Below are 17599 nucleotides of genomic sequence, written 5' to 3'. Positions count from 1 at the left end.
AGTCAGATTGCCTAGACACGATTAACTATTTTTCCGATTTTATGCATAAATTTGAATAGTTGACGTTTTTTAATAGTTCGTGCACGTCTTAGGATGCTCCACCAGAATCAGTCGAGTCACAGCTCGGCCCTCCGTTTCAAAAACAACAAACTCGTTCTGTTGCTTCAACAAACCAGCAGGAATATAAAGCGTTTGATATGGTCCCCGGTGCCAATACCGACCCAAATTGACGCCATTCAAGCTCACGCAGCCTTTGCCCCAAGCAGAGCAATCTAGGTATGTATCCCCATCGATTTCCGCCAACGCTACGGTGAAGTGCGTCAATTGTGGTTGGGCCAACTTTGATGAGTCCGTCGCCTTAGCAAAGACCAACCCACCCAGCATTTCCGGGGTGAAATCGAAGACAGTCTGGGTCCAACCGCTTTGATAATGATTATTGATTTGAACCCCACCAACTAACCCTTTAGCCTGAGATGGGGCGCTCAAAGCAGAACCATAGTTGATTCGACCCAAATTTTCCACCAAAATCCCTAACTGAATGTGGTCACCAGTTGCGGCGGAATACGTGATCGACTTTTGCGGATCAGCTTCCTCTTGGACTGCTACCGTTTCGCCGTTGATCAGCACTTGAGCGCGATCAGCCAATCCAACTAATGTCAGTTCATCCGGATGATGATAATTGATCAACTCAGTTTGATAGTATAAGTAGCCATAACCGCTACCGATTTCGGCCATCGACAAAGGATATTGACTGGGGGTTCGAGTCAGTTGCTGCGTGGCCTGCTCAAGATTGAGTACACCATCTGGGGCAAACTCACCGTAAGTCCGCGCCGCCCGCAATCGCGGCTGCGCCTGTTCGATCCCTGGGATCGTTTGTGCCAATGCTTCTTGCACTGCAAAATATTTGGCCGTCGGATTGCCAGCTTCATCCAACAAAGCGTCATAATCGTAAGAAGTTGTTTGCGGTCGAACCTGCCCTTGCTCCTGTAGGCAACCATTCATAAAACCGAAATTAGTACCGCCACGAAACATATACAAATTGAAGCTGCCACGTTTGGCAAGCATGGTCACGTCAGCGGCCACCTCTTTAGGCGGTCGCTTATTGATAGGCTTGCCCCATTGATCGAACCAGCCATCCCAATATTCCATACACATCAACGGCCATTTGCGTTGATTACGGGCGAAATACTGGGCCAAATTTTCAAAATTATTAGTGACATCTGCGCCAAAATTGCCGGTGACAAATATATCATCCCCAATCAACGAGCCTGAATCTAATGCCTGATCCCAGGCGCCATCCGCGGTAAACAGCGGCACACTAATACCTTCCCGGCGCATCAAATGTACTAATTGTCGCAAATATCCGTGTTCATTGCCGTAAGAACCATATTCATTCTCTACCTGCATCATCAAGATTGGCCCACCTTGATCAATTTGATATGGCTGCAACCGCGGCAGTAATTCGTGATAGTAATGTTCAACCGCAGATAAATATTGTTGATCGGTCGACCGAACACGTAGCTTTGGCTTTGCCAATAGCCACGCTGGCAGACCGCCAAAATCCCACTCTGCGCAAATATAAGGGCTGGGACGCAAAATCACATAAAGCCCTTGTTCCTGAGCTAAATCAAGAAAGTGAAACAAATCCTTGATCCCCTTGAAGTCAAATCTGCCTTCTTGCGGTTCATGAAGGTTCCAAGGCACATAGGTTTCTACGGTGTTACACCCCAAGGCCCGCAAATTGAAAAGATCTTGTGACCACTGGCTAGGGTGGATTCGAAAATAGTGAAGCGCACCAGACCGTAAACGCAGTGGCTGGTCGTCTAAATAGAACTGCTCTTTGATTTGGAAACTTGTCATTAAAAAATCTCCTCCAGAAAAAATCGATTTTTTTAATCTAGCGTAACAATCACGACCCAGGGCAAAAGTAACGGGCGGGCCGCTTCTTTCATCATGCTCCACCCGTCCCTAGTTAAACTACCACTGCTTACACGTTTTTATCCAAATACGGATGTTTCATAATGAAATGATAAAACGCACCAATCAACCCGGCGTCATCTTGATAATGGGCAAAGGTCAGGGTTGTATTCTGACGAACGATTGGTAGGAGATACCGTCCCAAAGCGCGATCGATCAAAGGTTTCAGATACTTGGCATGGCCCGCGATCTCCCCGCCAATAATAACCAACTGGGGATTGAGCACATAGCAAAGGTTAGCGATGCCTTGGCCGAGAACACCTGTCATTTCAACTACAGCTTCGCGGCAGATTTCATTGCCGTTCGCAGCGGCGTCAATCACCCGATGGCTGGTCCAGCGCTCGATCGATTCCCCCATTTGTTTGGCCACGCGACGACTCAATACATTGGTCGCGCCCATATCTTGGAATTCACCGCCCGGAAGATTCATGTAACCAATTTCGCAAGAACTATTACTGAAGCCGCGATAGATTTGTTGGTCCACCACTAAGCAGCCGCCAATACCTGTGCCTACGGATAAACACAAGTTGGGATTCCCCGCCTCACCAGCGCCACTGATCGATTCCGCTAAGCCCATGCAATTGACGTCATTCTCTACTTCCACGGGTACCGCAAACTGGCGCTCTAGCAAGCGCTTGAAATTGATGCCCGAATATTGAGGCAACAAAGGACCGGCGAAAACAATTTCGCCGGACTCGTGATCAATAATGCCCGCCGTCGCGATGGCGATTCCGGACAACCCGCCATTTTGCCGCTCTTGCGTAATAATTTGCTTGACCTTCGTCAGAATTTGTTGACCGCCTAAAGCGGCTTCTGTTTTGATTTCTTGGCGTGTCAAAAAGGTTCCATCTAAATTAACAACGCCCCACTTGATCGTCGCGCCACCAATATCAAACAGAAGGAAGCGCATCGCCTTTTCATCATTATTCATGGCGCCACCCGCACCTACTCAAAGCGGCCGAACTAGCGGCGCTCTCGGCAAGCGTCACAGCCTGCGTGCGTTGTCTTATTCTGTTTCTCACGCACTCTTCCTTCTTTCCCCAGCCGCCAGGTGCACTAAATCATTGGCGGCCGTTATATTTGGCGCTCAAGTAGCCGCCTAGTCATTTAGCATTATCTTGACAAAAATCCCTCCGAAAGTCAAAAAACGGATGGCTATACGTCCGACTCATCAGCAGGGACTGGTTGCGCTAAACTTTTCGCGATCACGGCATTGGCCCGGCTCATTTTCTTCCGCAATTCGGCGTCTTCTAACAACATTGCCGAAAGCACGTCGATTTGGTACAAAATAGCCAGTTGGGAGTTGACGAAACGCGCATCGCCGACGAAACGCGAATTATACCCGTCGATGCGCGCATCCGCCAATTTAGCAATCCCGCTGTTGGACGATCCGGTGAAAACAATGATTTTCGCTTGATTTTTCTTGGCGATCTGTAACGCGTTCCAGACTTCTTGGGTCTCCCCAGAAACCGGATTCCGATTACCAAATCGGTTTTCCGCAAGACCAGACTATTCGCCAACATCATATGCGTATCAGAAATAACGCTAGCGCTTAGCCCCATTTGCAGCAGGCGCTGGCCAAATTCAGCGGCGGTCAATCCCGAACTGCCGACCCCATAAAGGTAGATCCGCGGTGTCTTGAGAATCAACTTTAGCGCTCGCTTCAAATCCGCATCCGCGGTCATTCTCTCAGTGCTTTTGACCAAGCTGGCATAGTAATCTTCCACTTCACCTTGGATGCTATTCTTCTGCGCCACTTTCTGTAAAGTTGGATCTGTACTCGCTTGCGTTTGCGTGCTGACTTTCAACTTCAGCTCGTTGAAACTACTCAGCCCCATTTTACTGACAAACCGAATCACCACTGCTGGCGTTGTGTTCGTCGCTTTAGCCAGCTGGGCCACACTGATATTCGCGATCCGCTGGCTTTCCTTCATCAGCAAAAATGTCGCGATCCGCTTCTCCTGATCGGAAAACGTCGCGTATCTCGCTTGGATATTTTCTTTGATATTAACATTGAACATGATTCATCCTACTTATCTCTAGTTCATTTTTAAATGTGCTGCGCCCCCAGCTTCTTCCGCTTAGCTACGCCAGGCTTCCGGAGGCGAAGACCGCCTCCAAAATCCTAGCTAGGTTAATGCTCAAAGTCAACCCATTGCGCTCCGCACTCTTTTTTGAAACGTGCTCCACATCCTGAAGCGGTTGCTGGGCAGTATTGAGCCTATCTGCAATCGGAGCGAAGGATTTGACGGGGTGCTTTTGCGAGCTAGAGGTCAAACAATTGCCTTTTTGGGGTGAGACCGATCAATTCAGTTGATTCACTGAGAACTAGGTTTGGTCATCAGACAGACTGTGCTGGTGTCACCAATTTAAAGCTGGTGACCACTAGACACGGTCGTCGATTGCGTGGTTCCCCATCAATTGACGATAGCTTGCCAAATGGCGTGAGTGCTCAAACGGCTGTTATAACGTTAAGCGGCTGGAGCGGAGCGTGGCGTTGGTGGTCCGTTTGTTCGTCTGGCGGAAGGTCGGGCTGGGGGTGAGTCAGCCGCGATATTATTGTTGGCGATTTATCGCCTACAATAAGGCCGAGTTTTGAGATTTTCGGCGGGTTTCCGAAAAGCTCAAAATCGTGCCCGCCGCGTTCCACCACCCCCAGCCCGACCTGGAGCCCCACCACATCTGCTAACCACCAACGCCACGCGCAGCGCAAGCTGCGGGCAATCTACTTTTGCTAACCTAATGCTCAGAAGCTACCCGGGGTGGCTTGCACTCTATTTTAGTATATACCTAATCAAACGCCAAACTAAACTTCCAATCAAATTCTGTTGCGGCGAAACGATATTGCTCCGCTAATTCCGGGCCACAACTGTTGGAACCTACACCAGCCTGTTGGAAGTCCCAGCTCAGAATATTTTCCGTCGACTGTGGTAATTCGAAAAGGTGGGCCGTTTTGGTCAAGATTTCCGCCCGATATGGCAACAGACTAAAGGAATTGGGCTGCTGACTGCGCAGCGTTAATGTTCGGTCAGTTTGCTGAAGTTGGACCCAACGCGTGCCCCAATGACTGCCGTTCTCCTGCGGACGTTGGTAAGGTTCGTAGTTCGTCATGGCCGTCGTTGTGAACTGGCCCAGATAGCTGCCCCAGTGTTTGTCCGGATAACTTTCAGACGGTCCGTAACCTAAATAAGTCGCCTCTTGGGCCGCGGCAACCAAAGGGAATACCAAGCCGAAGCGCGGCAAAATCGGCGTTGTTGGATCTCGCTGGACTTTGACTTGCGCCGCTAAATTACCATCAAGATCCAAGCGCCACACTGTTTGAGCACTCAAAATCCGTTGCCGCGCCGTCGCGGTCAGACCAAAATTGACCGTTAGCGTGATCCCCGTCGCTGTTTCTGTAACTTGATACTCATCCAATTTCGGCAACGCTCGGTCATAACCTGCCTGTTGCCAGTCATGTTTGATGTGACGATCGTTATCGATCGGCGCTCGCCAAATTTGCCAAGCGCTGGTTGCCGCCAGCCAATTCTGATTATGATTGATCAACTGTTGCCAGCTCAACTGACGCAAATCGAAAACATAAGTAAAATCAGTGCCACTAAAGGTGAGCGTCCGCTCTGTCGTGGTTACTTGGATTGGCTCACTAGTGTCTGTGTTAGCATGTTTTAATGTTGCGGCGCCGGCCTCATCTGTCAGCACTTCCGCTGATTCAGAACTGGTTAAAACCAGTTGTTGCAGCGCTTCGTGATGACAAGGACGCGCGCCCCGCTGGCAACCCAACGTCCATTCCAGCGTCACCAAGGCCGCTGTTTCTGGCTGAGGCTGGATTGAATACGTCCGCGTTGTGCCCGCGGCCAAATCGTTAAGATCAAGTGATTGCCAGGGACCCGGCTGTCCCGCTTCACTATAGCGATAATAGCCCCGATAGCGCGCGCCGGCAATTTGGAAGTCCAAGCGGTTATGAAGCGTCAATTGATTGTCCGCAACCTTGACCAATTGAATTGGCAAATGAATCGCCTGATACTCCTTCAAACCAGTATGCGGCCGACGATCCGGATAAACCAAGCCATCCATACAGAAATTGCCAAAATTAGGTTCGTCGCCGAAATCGCCGCCATACCCATAATGCGGCGCCACTGGCGTACTGCCTGGTAACAACATGGCGTGATCGCACCATTCCCAGACAAAGGCGCCAATAAAATTGGGATGTTTTTGCATCAGGTCATCGTACATCTTCAAGTCGCCCGGGCCGTTACCCATGGCGTGCGCATATTCGCACAACATAAAAGGCATCGTCGCGTGCTCCTCCATGAACGCCTCGATCTGGGATTGCGACCAATACATCACACTGAAAACATCGCTAACGCTGGCGTAAGCTTCAGGCGCGTGGCAAAGCCCTTCATAATGACGTAACCGGGTCGGATCTAAGACCTTTGTTCGCGTCAAAGCCGCCGCGAAGTTCACCCCGTAGCCAGATTCGTTCCCCATTGACCAGCCGAAAATACTGGTAAAGTTGCGATTGGCCGCGATCATGCGCTCAACCCGATCGACAATGATTTTCTGATAGGTTGGATCATCCGCAAATAAATCACCATTGGCGGCGGCCCCGTACAACTCGCCAACGCCGTGACATTCCACATCCGCTTCCGAAAGCACATAGAAGCCTAACTGATCACACAACTCGTAAAATTCCGGAGATTTAGGGTAATGCGAAGTGCGAATTGCATTGAAATGGTGTTGCTTCATGAGTTGCAGATCATGGCGCTGATCAGCCAGCGTCACCGCCGCGCCGCGAACCGGATGGCTATCATGATGATTGGTGCCATACAGCTTAACTGGCTGCCCATTGACCAAGAATCGGCCTTGATCATCTAACGCCCATTGCCGAAAACCAACCGAGAATTTCAAGGTCTCCGCGGCCGTCTGAAGCAACAAAGTATACAGAACTGGCGTCTCCGCCGTCCACAAATGACTCTCGGGCAGGGAAACCACTTGATCCGCTTGTTGCCATGTCCCCTCCTGCAACAAGGTTTGGTCTTGATCATATAACTGGTAGGTCACCGCTCCACTCACCGAATTTCCCGACCAAGATTGCAAAGTCAACTGCCCCGTCGCCGTTGTTCCGGCGATCGTTTCTGGAGCTGGTTCCGCGGTGAAGGCCACATCCGCCAAGTGATCTTGCGGCCGCGTCAGTAAATAAACATCCCGGAAAATGCCACTCAAACGGAATTTATCCTGATCCTCAAAGTAAGTCCCCACCGACCACTTCACTACCAAGACGGTCATTTCATTGATTCCCTCGTGGACAAAATCAGTGAGGTCGAATTCCGAATTAGCGTGACTAACCTGATCAAAGCCCACAAACTGCTCGTTGACCCAAAGATAGAAACAGGTATCCACCCCTTCAAAATTCAGATAGTAACGCGTTCCATCGGTAAATAGCGCCGATTCAATCGTAAACTGGCGGTGATAGATGCCCACCGGATTTTCATCAGGCACAAACGGCGGATCATAGGGGATGGGATATTCAACGTTAGTATATTGATGGTGGTCATAACCTTGATTTTGCCAACAGGACGGCACGGGAATCTGCGCCTTGAACTCATACGCCCCTTTTGCCCAAAAAGCCTCTGGCAAATCGTGGATCGACGCCAAATAGGCAAAATCCCACGTCCCATTCAGGCTACTATACCGACTGGAATCCCGCCGATCACCAGCCATTAACGCCTCCGAAGTATCTCGGTATGGAATATAGTAAGACCGAGCCGGCACCGTGTTAACGCCAACACAATCAGGATCTGTTAACCATTTTTTATCAGCACGCAACTTCATTCATCTTCTTTCTGCATAATGTTAGTGAACCGCCTAGAGCGCTTTCACTTGGTTATTTCACAGCGTACCATGCTTTCTTCCTCACAACAATGGACTATCTTATTGAAAAGCAGACGAATTGCACGCCAAGGATTATTTTCAACAAAAAAGCTTGTCATCACGCCGGTCATGATTTACGGTAGAGGCAATGATTGAAAATGAGGCGTTGAGAAGATGAAAACACACGATTTCCGAAGAAATCGTGTGTTCTTTGTTCATAATTAGCACTAACCGATTGTTATCGATAGCAACACCTATTATCATTCTATCACTGATTGATTGCCTCCTCTATTCTCTTAGAGGCACTAGTGATACCCTCATCGACAGATTTTTTGTTTAAAAGAATACCCTGAAGTTCTTCAACCAAAATATTATTGAGCTCTGAACCATTTTGCTCAACAGTGAATTCTAATCTTTGCCCTGTCTTTGAGTAATCCAGCCATGACTTGGTCCACGTGTCGGCCTTTACCTCCTCACTTGATAAGGCTGATTTAACTACCGGAGGCATACCGTTACTGTTCAAATATTTTAGTGCCTGTTTTTCGTTCGTCACGAATTTAATAAACGAGAGTGCTTCTTCTTTGTTCTTAGATTTCTTGAAAACTACTAACAAGTGCCCCCACATCGCCGCTTGAGGATTATCTCCTGAATTTAGAACCGGGCGTTCCATCGGCTGGATTGATTCTGCCAACTTGTCTTCAGAGATACCATTCTGCATCGCAACACCCTTAGCAGATATGGCGTCATCATAGAATGCCAGTTTCCCCTCGGCAAATAATTGTCGCGCATCGAATCGTGTCATATTCATTTGAATATAATTGTTTTTTAGTAACTCTTTATACCAATTCATTGCATCTTTTGTTTTACTGCTATCAAGTGTTACCTTTCCATTCTTTAAAATCTTTCCACCGAAAGTCCAAAGCCACGGCTGAAAGTCTGTCGCCATCGTTTCTTCTTTTGTCGCAACACCATATGGAATTATATCGGGATCTACCGCTTTGATCTTTGCCATACAGTCTTCAAATTCTGCAATTGTCTTGGGAGGATTATCATAGCCTGCTTTCTTTAAAATTGTCGGATTATACACCATGCCGATAGACGCAACGGACCAAGGAACTCCCAATTGCTTCCCATCTACTTGACCAACTTTTAAAGCAGACCCTTCATATGTTTTTGATAATTCTTTCTTTCCTAATAACGTATTAATATCTTCGAGCAGCCCCATCTTGGCTAATGCACCAAACATATTAATGTCAACTTGTGCAACATCTAGCTGTTCCGATCCTTGGTTTCTAATGATTAGTTGCTGCTGGGTATCCTTCCATGGCCAACCAACCCATTTAACCTTATCTTTGGCTTCACTATTATAGCTATGGATCAAATCATTAATAAATGGCTTTGTGCTTTCCTCTTCGCCAGACCAACCTGCCCAAACAATCTTCGAACTCTCTTTTGAAGTCCCAGCCTCGCTTCCTGATTTTGAGCTACACCCAAAAAGCATGGTAGAAACAACTAATATCATCGTGCCAAGTAATCTTTTCTTCATGACTCAATTCTCTCCTATTCTTTCACTGCGCCTGCCGTTAACCCAGAGATGAAGTACTTCTGCAATAGAATAAAGATTATCGTTACCGGTATTGAAACAACAATTGAAGCAGCCATCATCTCAGCCCAATTGTTATTAAATTCGCCCATATACTTCATGACCAATCCTGGTGCCAGCGTTCTCTTAGCATCCTCGGTAATCAAGGTCAACGAGTACAGTAAATCATTCCAACTCCAAACAAATGAATATATCGCTGTTGAGATCACTCCCGGAACTGCCAATGGGAACATAATTTGGAAGATTATCCTAAACCAACCGGCCCCATCAACTTTAGCCGACTCAATTAGTGAATCTGGCAATTGATCAAAGTAAGCTTTTAGAGTCCACGTCCCGACCGGAAGTACGAAAGCTATATACGAAAGCATTAGCGAAATATAACTGCCATCAAGCCTTAGCTTTTGCATCATCGTATATAATGTCAACAGCAGAATTGCTTGCGGAAATGCCTGAGCCATCATTATTAGTGACATAAGTGACGCCCTACCACGATATCTGAATTTTGAAAAGCTGAAGCCCGCAAACATTGACACAATTGTCGATAAAAAGGAACTTGTAAACGAAACAAACAAACTATTTCTCAAGTAAGTCAAAATCTGACGATCAAACAGGACGTTCTTAAAATTATCGATTGTAAAGCTACTAAAGAATAAATCAACAGTATATGTCTTGCTTGGACTCTTTAAAGCTGTATTGATCATCCAAAATAGTGGAAAAAAAATGAATATTCCAATCACTATAGCAAAAATGGTTATAAAGACTTTAAATCCCCTACTCTTCTCAAACAAAGGCACACCTCCTCGTATTCGTATTGATTAATCTCTTGCCACTTTCTTAGAGTATAGAAAGCTGAATATGCCCAACAGTATCGCCCAAATTGTACCTATAGTTGCTGCAGATCCCATTCGATAACTACTAAAAGCCTCACGATACACTAAAGTGGAAAGCATTGTTGTTGCCCCTGCAGGCCCGCCTGCTGTTAGTACCTGCGGTATATCGAAATGCTGCAGATTTCCAATAATACCTAAAACAAGTGTAATAACCATTATCGGTTTCATGCCGGGAATAACAATTTTTCGCAATACTGTCCAGTTGCTCGCTCCATCCATCCTCGCAGCCTCAATCTGATCAAAGGAAATCGATTGTAAGCCACCCGTCAAGAATGCCATATACCAGGGCAGCATTTGCCAAGTGCGAGCCAAAATAACGACAATCATTGCTGTCTCTGCAGATCCGAGCCAGTTGTATGTGCCACTACCAATGCCAATGTTTTTCAAGAATTCATTAACTATCCCCCGATTTGTATCAAAAATAAAGGCCCACAGAAAACTGATCGAAGCACCTGGGATAATCCAATTGACTAGCGTTGCTCCACGTAAAAATCCTGCTCCTCTGAACTTTAAGTCCAAGAAAATTGCCCAAATAAGTCCGCCAACAAACGGAAGTGCTGTTGCAAAGAAAACGAAAATCAATGTGTTCTTTAAGGCTTGTAAGAAGGTTGGTGACAGAAATATCTTCTTGTAGTTTTGCAGACCCACGAACGAAAATTCGTTTGAGACGAATGACTTATTCGTGAAGCTCAGAAAAATCGAATTGATAAACGGATACAAAATTATCGCACAGAATATCGCAATCGCCGGCAACACCAATATATATCCCACATACTTATCTGTTAATTTCATTCCTCGTCGCATTTCTTCACCCTTCCATAGAGTCTTATTTCATATATCGACATAAATTCACTTCCGTTAGTGTTCATGATTTCAAGCCGAATATTATCAGTCACAACTCTGTTTTCAAGCTTAAAAACACGATGGCGAACATGATTCCCAGTTACGTTTAATAACTCTTGCCAAGACCCGTTCTGGTTGTACAAAATTCGAAAATCTTTGACTATCTCCGGCATTGCTGGGTGTTCGGTATAATGATGGTGTAAATTAATTAAATCCTCGTTCACATCATCATCAAAGGTGAGTCTAATCTCTGATATCGTCACTAATCCGTTTAGCTTGAGTTGTACCCACTCACTTCTATTCCCAAATCGCATAGTCCACATATTAGGTCCACTATATGGTCGGACATATCCGTTAATGATATTTTGTGGTACAAAGGCCTCGGTTTCATCTTCAACATTAAATATAAAATTCTGATTATGAATAAGTTGCGTTGTCCAATGCAGAACCGGTGATTCGCGAGTGAATTTATGCAAGTCAGGATGATTCATTTCTTCAATCGCAATGTTTACATAGCTCAATACACCTGGATACTTTCCACAACCAAGAAGAAGTTCTAGATCTGAATTGGATCTAAAAATAACAAAGGCATTTTTTTCATGTTCAGGACTCCAATTAAATGGGATTCTAATCCAATTTAACTCACCTTTAGAAACCTTAACCTCCTGCTCATCAATCAGCTCTTGAGGAATATAATTCTGTGGCTTTCCTGTTTGCCATAGCTCAACTTTCAAAGTCGTATTTGTTCGAGCTGAAATCGGCACATTAATAGCACTCAGTTTCGGGTTTACCGGGAAGCTTACCGCAACACTTTGATTAAGCTTATATTTCCGATAATTACTGACGTATGTGTTGATTTCCCTTAGATGCCCCGATGATGATACTTCTGCTGTTCTAGCCAAATCATCAGCATCAAGGTTACGATAACCAATAACCGATGCATCGTTACGTAAAAGCAGTTGCAAATACTGTGGTAAGTGGAGCTGATAAATTTCTCTCGGTGAACACTTTTTTTCAACTGCCAAACTACACGCAGTGCCAACTGCCTCGCCCATTAACGCGCACGTTCCCATAATTCGAACTCCGCCCAAGGCAACATGACTCGCGCTAATATCTCTTCCGGCCATAAACAGATTAGCTATATTTCTCGAGTAAAGCATTCGATAAGGAATGGGATAGATTCCATCTGCAACTGAGTGATATGCTCCACCTGACTCGTTATAAATCCCTCGAGAAGGATGAAGGTCGATGGACCACCCACCGAAACCAATCGTATCCGGGAAGGGAGTCTGCTCTTCAATATCGCTTTGCTTTAGCACATAGTCTCCAAGAAGCCGTCGATATTCACGTTTCCCAGGAACCGTTCCCACCCATTCTAAGGTCATGTTGTCAGCATTATATTTACCAGAATTCTTTATATAATCCCACAGTCCATATATCAGTGAGAGCAGTTCTCCCTTTATTGCCTCGTTGTCGTGAACAACATCAAGCTCTCCACCAAATTCGATCCACCAGTATTTTGCTCCACTATCCTTTTCATGAATGATTCGGTTTTTGGCAATCTCTGTTTGCGCAATATTCTTAGCAAAAGATGGTGGAATAAATTCCACTTTATGATTCTCTTCTTTTGAGTAAAACAGCAACGAACTTCCCATCAACTTACTATCCGGCTTATTAGGTGCTAATGATTCATTAAATTCGTCTTTTCCCTCTCTTCCTAGTCGAAAATCCGCCCCCGCAAGATAGCCAATTACCCCGTCACCTGTACAATCGATAAAGAACGGTGCTTCAAAATCAATACTTTGCTCTGAACCTAAAGTATTCCCTGAAACCTTCTTAATGGATTCGCCCTCCATGAATACTTTTGTTATTTCAGTATTCAAAAATAACTCAATATTCTTTTCGGAAATGACCTTCTCCAAAAGTAGAGCATCCCAGATATACGGGTTCCCATCAATATTCCTATACTGATTTTCAACAAACAGTTCTCCCATAATCCCAGTCTCGCGCGCGTAGCGATTCACACCATGCTTTGTCGCACTTGAGACCCATACTCTGATTTCACTACTGGAATTTCCGCCTAACATCGATCGGTTATGGACTAGTGCAACACTCCTTCCTAGTCGCGCTGCACTAATTGCCGCGCAAATCCCGGCGAGCCCGCCTCCGATAACAACCATGTCCTTTTTTTTAATAAACGTTAGCAACTGCCCACACTCCTTATGTGCTATGTTATACTAATTCTATCAACATTGTTTGCGCTTTCATATGGACTGTATCTGTTAATATATATACTTTTTTGTCCTAGGAGGAAAAATATTGTTCGATCCAGAGATTAACCAATACGTATATTGGGAAGGGAAACAACGCTTTCTACTCGAAAAAGACACCGACCCACAATGGATCATTTATTTGATTGAGTATGGAAGTTGTAATTATAAAATTCAAGGTCAGTCTGGGACGGCAAGTCGAGGAAGTGTTATAATTTGCCCACCTTATGTAGAATTTGAGCGTTGTATCAAAGAAAAACTTACCTTCCATTTCTTCAGATTTTCTTTTCACGGTGACAGCCCGTACATCAATTCTCTTCCTGTCATCTTGACTGATAAGCAACGTATTCTGTCGACTGCGGCAATACTATGTAAATTTCCATACGATACATCTAGCTTTTCAAAAGAATACAGGAAAACTGTTCTTCAAGACCTAATAATGCTAGCAATAATAACCAACTGTAATCCTGTCATCAATCAGTTCAACATCCCATACAAAGAGCCCTTGATTCGTGATGCGATCAACTTTCTTAGTGAGATATCAAATGATGATGCAATCTCAATTAGCAAAATTGCTGACCACCTTTGTATAACACCCAGCTACTTTTCCAGAAAATTCAAAAGTACCACCGGATACACTCCAATTGAATATCGAAATATGGTCAGAGTACGCCATGCCCAAAAATTACTTCTCGAAACAGATTGGACGTTAGACGATATAGCAGAGAAATGTGGTCTTTCAAACGGTTTCTATTTATCTCGACTATTTTCAAAGTATATTGGTGTGTGCCCACAAAAATACCGCATCTTACACCAAATTTAAGGTGAAGGTGGCGCGAAAAGACACAGCAAAAGAGAGTATCAATACCCACTACCGGTATCAATACTCTCTTTAAATTTGGTCTGGTCTTGACTTGGTAAATTCCCTTTACTTCTCAATCTCCCACCGAACCGTTTTGATCTGATAAGGCGTTAATTCCAAGCGATAACGTTCATCTGTTTCGGGTGCAAGGGTGGCTTCCGGCGTTTCGTCCAAACGCGTTGCTTGAACCGCGCCGTGAGCAAACTGCGGCAACACGTGAATCGTCGTATTCTGGCCGGTGTACTCGTGGAGCCGCAAAATCAGCGCGTGGCCGTCTTCGCTTAACTTGATCGCATCGACTTCGACGGCCTCGGTTCCGCTAAAGGCAAACAGCGCTTGTTGCTGTTGCAGTTCACCCTGGTCAACTTTCAGACCATTATTGAGCACCATCGCCGTCGGTTCAACCTGACCACTGACAAAGTCACCTTCATGTGGCAAGAGGCTGTAAGTGAAGTGATGTTGACCCTGATCCGCTTCTGTATCTGGAGAAACACCAGACTTCAACAACGATAAGGACAAGTTGTTTTCCGTAATATGGTAGCCATATTTGCCATCGTTCAAGAGCGCGACCCCATAGTCACGCTGGGACAAGTCGGCCCATTTATGCCCCACTGTTTCAAACTTAGCGGCTTCCCAAGAAGTATTGGCCGTGGTTGGTCGCTTGGCGTTACCATACTGGATATCGTAGGTCGCTTCGTTCGCGCGAACGGCCACGGTAAAATCAGTCCGTAACAAATAATTGTGATCGTGCCAGTCGATTTCGTTTTCGAAATCGATCCGCGGACTATCCGCGTGCAAAATCATTTGTTGCTTGATCGTCGAATGGTGGAAATGGTAAGTGAACATCACCGACTGTAATAGCGGTCCCACTTCGGAGACTTCGATCTGATCCGCCGCTAATGTCCAAGCCTTTTCCGGATAGTCGGCATCAATGTTCCAGTTATCATATTCCGTAGGGCGATCCTCATAGACCGTCAGCCGATTCCCAACACCTGCCGTGGTAATGACCTCACGGCGCGCTTTTTTGTCCCAAAGGCCAATGAGTTGACCCGCCTCGTTCCAAGTGATCCGATAATAATCGTTCTCAACTTGGCGGGCAGCGCTAATCGCAATCACCGTCGCTGTTTGGACTGAAGCCGCCGACCGCGCTACGCCCGATTCGCCCTTAGCCGCGACAAATTTGAAGTTAGTCGTCGCAAACGCCGGAACAGTGACCTGCACAACATAGCCCATCGTTACTTTTTGACTAGAGAGTTTAACGCGATCGGTCGTTTCGAAGACCCCGTCACGTTGCTCCGCCACCTGGATTGTTGTGGTGATTGGCCAAGCATTCACGTTGCTGGCGTGGTAATAATCAGCGTGCGGCTCTAGTTGAGCAGCGACTAATTGCTGCTGTAAGCGCGCGATCGACGCAAATCCTTGTTGATACTCCAACTTATTATCTTGGTAAACTTCGTGGATCGACGAACCCGGCAAAATATCATGGAATTGATTCCGCAGAACCATCTGCCACAACTCTCGAATTTCGGCCTCAGGATAGGCCACCTGTTGGCGCAACAACGCCGTCGCAGCCGCGATTTCCAAATTCCGCAACGCAAACTCCAGCTGCCGATTCTCACGTTTGACTCGAGCCTGTGACGTGTAAGTTCCCCGGTGATATTCCAGATAAAGTTCGCCATTCCAGGTCGCCAATGACTGCCCACTGGCCTTGATATTGGCCCGCAACTGTTTAAAGTAATCGTCGACCCGGGTGTTTTTGATGGAAGGGAGCCCTGGCAATTGATTGATCATCTCAATGTTTTCAATCATTTCCCGTGTTGGTCCGCCACCACCATCGCCGTAGCCATAAGCCAACAGTAGGTCATTGTTGACAAGCTTATCAGCGTAGACGTGATAGGTGCCTAGAACCGTGTGCGGTGTGATTTCGCCGTTGTAGGTGTACATCCAGTTGGAACTGTCGCGAAAATCTGCATTGTCGTCCGTGGTCGTAATGAAATGGGTCAAGACCCGGCTCCCATCCAATCCCTCCCAAACGAAGGTATCATGCGGCATTCGGTTGGTATCATTCCAGCTGATTTTCGTCGTCATGAAATTATCGATGCCAAAACCTAACATGATTTGTGGCAAAGCCCATGAATAGCCGAAAACATCTGGCAACCACAACACCGTTTGTTTAACGCCGAACTCCTGCTTAAAGAACTGCGAGCCATACAGGAATTGACGCGTCAACGCCTCACCCGACGGAATGTTGGCATCCGGTTCCAGCCAGGTGCCCCCATCAGGCTCCCACCGACCTTCAGCAACTCGCTGCTTGATTTGAGTATATAGTTCCGGATAGTCGTGTTTGATAAAATCATAAACCTGTGGCGTGCTGTGGAAGAATTTGTAATCCGGATACTCCTTCATCAAAGCCAGAACCGTTGAAAAGGAACGAGCGGTCTTCTCCCGCGTGTGTTTCAAGCGCCATAACCACGCCACATCAATGTGAGTGTGCCCAATCGCCGCGATCGAGTATGCTTTCTTCTGACCTTGATGTTGATCGATAAAGGCCGCGATCTGCGCTAAGACCTGACCAGCCGTGACACTTAATTCAGCTGTGGTCATCCCGCCCCAATCGAACTGCCGTAACGCGCCATCTAACAAACGTTGATAGTCATACTTCAACGGCTCATCATCAGACAATTCCAAAATCGTTTCATTGATCAGTTTCAAATAACGATAACAATCACGAATCCGCTCATCCAGCACACCGGCCGCAACCTGCTGTAGCCGATAATGCTGGATCTGTTGCGGCCCGCCACCCTCCAAGCCTGTCCACATCAGAACACTGAAAACCAAATCTTGCTTAGCGAATTGCGCGTCTAAATAGATATCGCGATGATTTGAGTCAACGGCCTGCCGCGGTTGCCCACCAATGAAGACCAGTCCTTCAAATCCGGAATTGCCGCCACCACCAGTCCGACCCAAATCCAAATGAATCACATATTTTTGTCGCTCAGCTAATTCAGGTACGACCACCTGGAAACGGAGCCAATAATAGGTGTCCCGTCCAGACCATTCAGACCCCAAAGTCACCGCCTGCCAAGCCGCGTCCACTGGCACTTGCCGATGATCTTCACGTTGATCCTGCCACAGTTGCAAGTCACTCACCGTTGCAAAGTTGCCATAGACCTGCGCCTGCAAATACCCCAGCTGTTGCTTGATCTTCTTTTCTGAGTACATACTCGACCTCCTTAAATTCTGAATCCGTTCTCACAGAGTAACTATAAGCCAACTCCGGTAG

At 46.4% G+C, this 17599-nt stretch carries 10 protein-coding genes and 1 pseudogene; 2 read left to right on the top strand and 9 right to left on the bottom strand.

The genetic code is table 11. From position 1 onward, the window contains the following. Positions 1-69 precede the first annotated feature (69 nt). The 3 genes and pseudogenes from ACYVSB_RS10910 to ACYVSB_RS10900 form a co-directional block, all read right to left on the bottom strand. The gene (locus ACYVSB_RS10910; RefSeq protein WP_461219383.1) at positions 70-1860 is read right to left on the bottom strand and encodes a glycoside hydrolase family 35 protein; all 1791 of its coding nucleotides are present in this window, start codon (positions 1858-1860) and stop codon (positions 70-72) included. Between the two features lie 127 nt (positions 1861-1987). Then, the gene (locus ACYVSB_RS10905; RefSeq protein ID WP_461219382.1) at positions 1988-2908 is read right to left on the bottom strand and encodes an ROK family protein; all 921 of its coding nucleotides are present in this window, start codon (positions 2906-2908) and stop codon (positions 1988-1990) included. Positions 2909-3773: 865 nt separating this feature from the next. Further along, positions 3774-3998: pseudogene (locus tag ACYVSB_RS10900) on the bottom strand (MurR/RpiR family transcriptional regulator); the annotation flags it as partial. A gap of 357 nt (positions 3999-4355) precedes the next feature. Here ACYVSB_RS10900 and ACYVSB_RS10895 point away from each other — a divergent pair. After that, positions 4356-4520 carry a hypothetical protein gene (locus tag ACYVSB_RS10895; protein WP_461219381.1) on the top strand — a complete coding sequence of 55 codons (165 nt, stop codon included), beginning with the start codon at positions 4356-4358 and terminating at the stop codon, positions 4518-4520. Positions 4521-4767: 247 nt separating this feature from the next. On the opposite strand, the gene ACYVSB_RS10890 is transcribed toward ACYVSB_RS10895, so the two are convergent. The 5 genes from ACYVSB_RS10890 to ACYVSB_RS10870 all read right to left on the bottom strand — a co-directional run bounded on the left by ACYVSB_RS10890 (position 4768) and on the right by ACYVSB_RS10870 (position 13391). Next, positions 4768-7809 carry a glycoside hydrolase family 2 TIM barrel-domain containing protein gene (locus ACYVSB_RS10890; RefSeq protein ID WP_461219380.1) on the bottom strand — a complete coding sequence of 1014 codons (3042 nt, stop codon included), beginning with the start codon at positions 7807-7809 and terminating at the stop codon, positions 4768-4770. Positions 7810-8116: 307 nt separating this feature from the next. Further along, entirely contained in the window at positions 8117-9394 is a 1278-nt protein-coding gene (locus ACYVSB_RS10885) for an ABC transporter substrate-binding protein (RefSeq protein ID WP_461219379.1), read from the bottom strand. 14 nt (positions 9395-9408) lie between these two features. After that, complete coding sequence (locus ACYVSB_RS10880; protein ID WP_125597646.1) at positions 9409-10239, bottom strand: carbohydrate ABC transporter permease; 831 nt, start codon at positions 10237-10239, stop codon at positions 9409-9411. A 27-nt stretch (positions 10240-10266) separates the two neighbouring features. Continuing rightward, positions 10267-11133, bottom strand: coding sequence for a carbohydrate ABC transporter permease (locus tag ACYVSB_RS10875; RefSeq protein WP_225422151.1), 867 nt, complete (start codon positions 11131-11133; stop codon positions 10267-10269). After that, positions 11130-13391: an FAD-dependent oxidoreductase gene (locus ACYVSB_RS10870; protein ID WP_461219378.1), complete on the bottom strand. Its 2262-nt coding sequence runs from the start codon at positions 13389-13391 to the stop codon at positions 11130-11132. Before ACYVSB_RS10870 ends, ACYVSB_RS10875 begins: the two co-directional genes overlap by 4 nt. 112 nt (positions 13392-13503) lie before the next feature. Here ACYVSB_RS10870 and ACYVSB_RS10865 point away from each other — a divergent pair, with 112 nt between their 5' ends. Then, positions 13504-14277 carry a helix-turn-helix transcriptional regulator gene (locus tag ACYVSB_RS10865; RefSeq protein ID WP_461219377.1) on the top strand — a complete coding sequence of 258 codons (774 nt, stop codon included), beginning with the start codon at positions 13504-13506 and terminating at the stop codon, positions 14275-14277. A 105-nt stretch (positions 14278-14382) separates the two neighbouring features. Here ACYVSB_RS10865 and ACYVSB_RS10860 read toward each other — a convergent pair whose 3' ends face one another. Then, positions 14383-17538, bottom strand: a complete 3156-nt coding sequence (locus tag ACYVSB_RS10860; protein ID WP_461219376.1) for an alpha-mannosidase — start codon at positions 17536-17538, stop codon at positions 14383-14385. Between the last annotated feature and the right edge of the window lie 61 nt (positions 17539-17599).

Source organism: Lapidilactobacillus salsurivasis (assembly GCF_054785215.1).
This window is presented reverse-complemented; position numbering and strand designations above follow the sequence as displayed.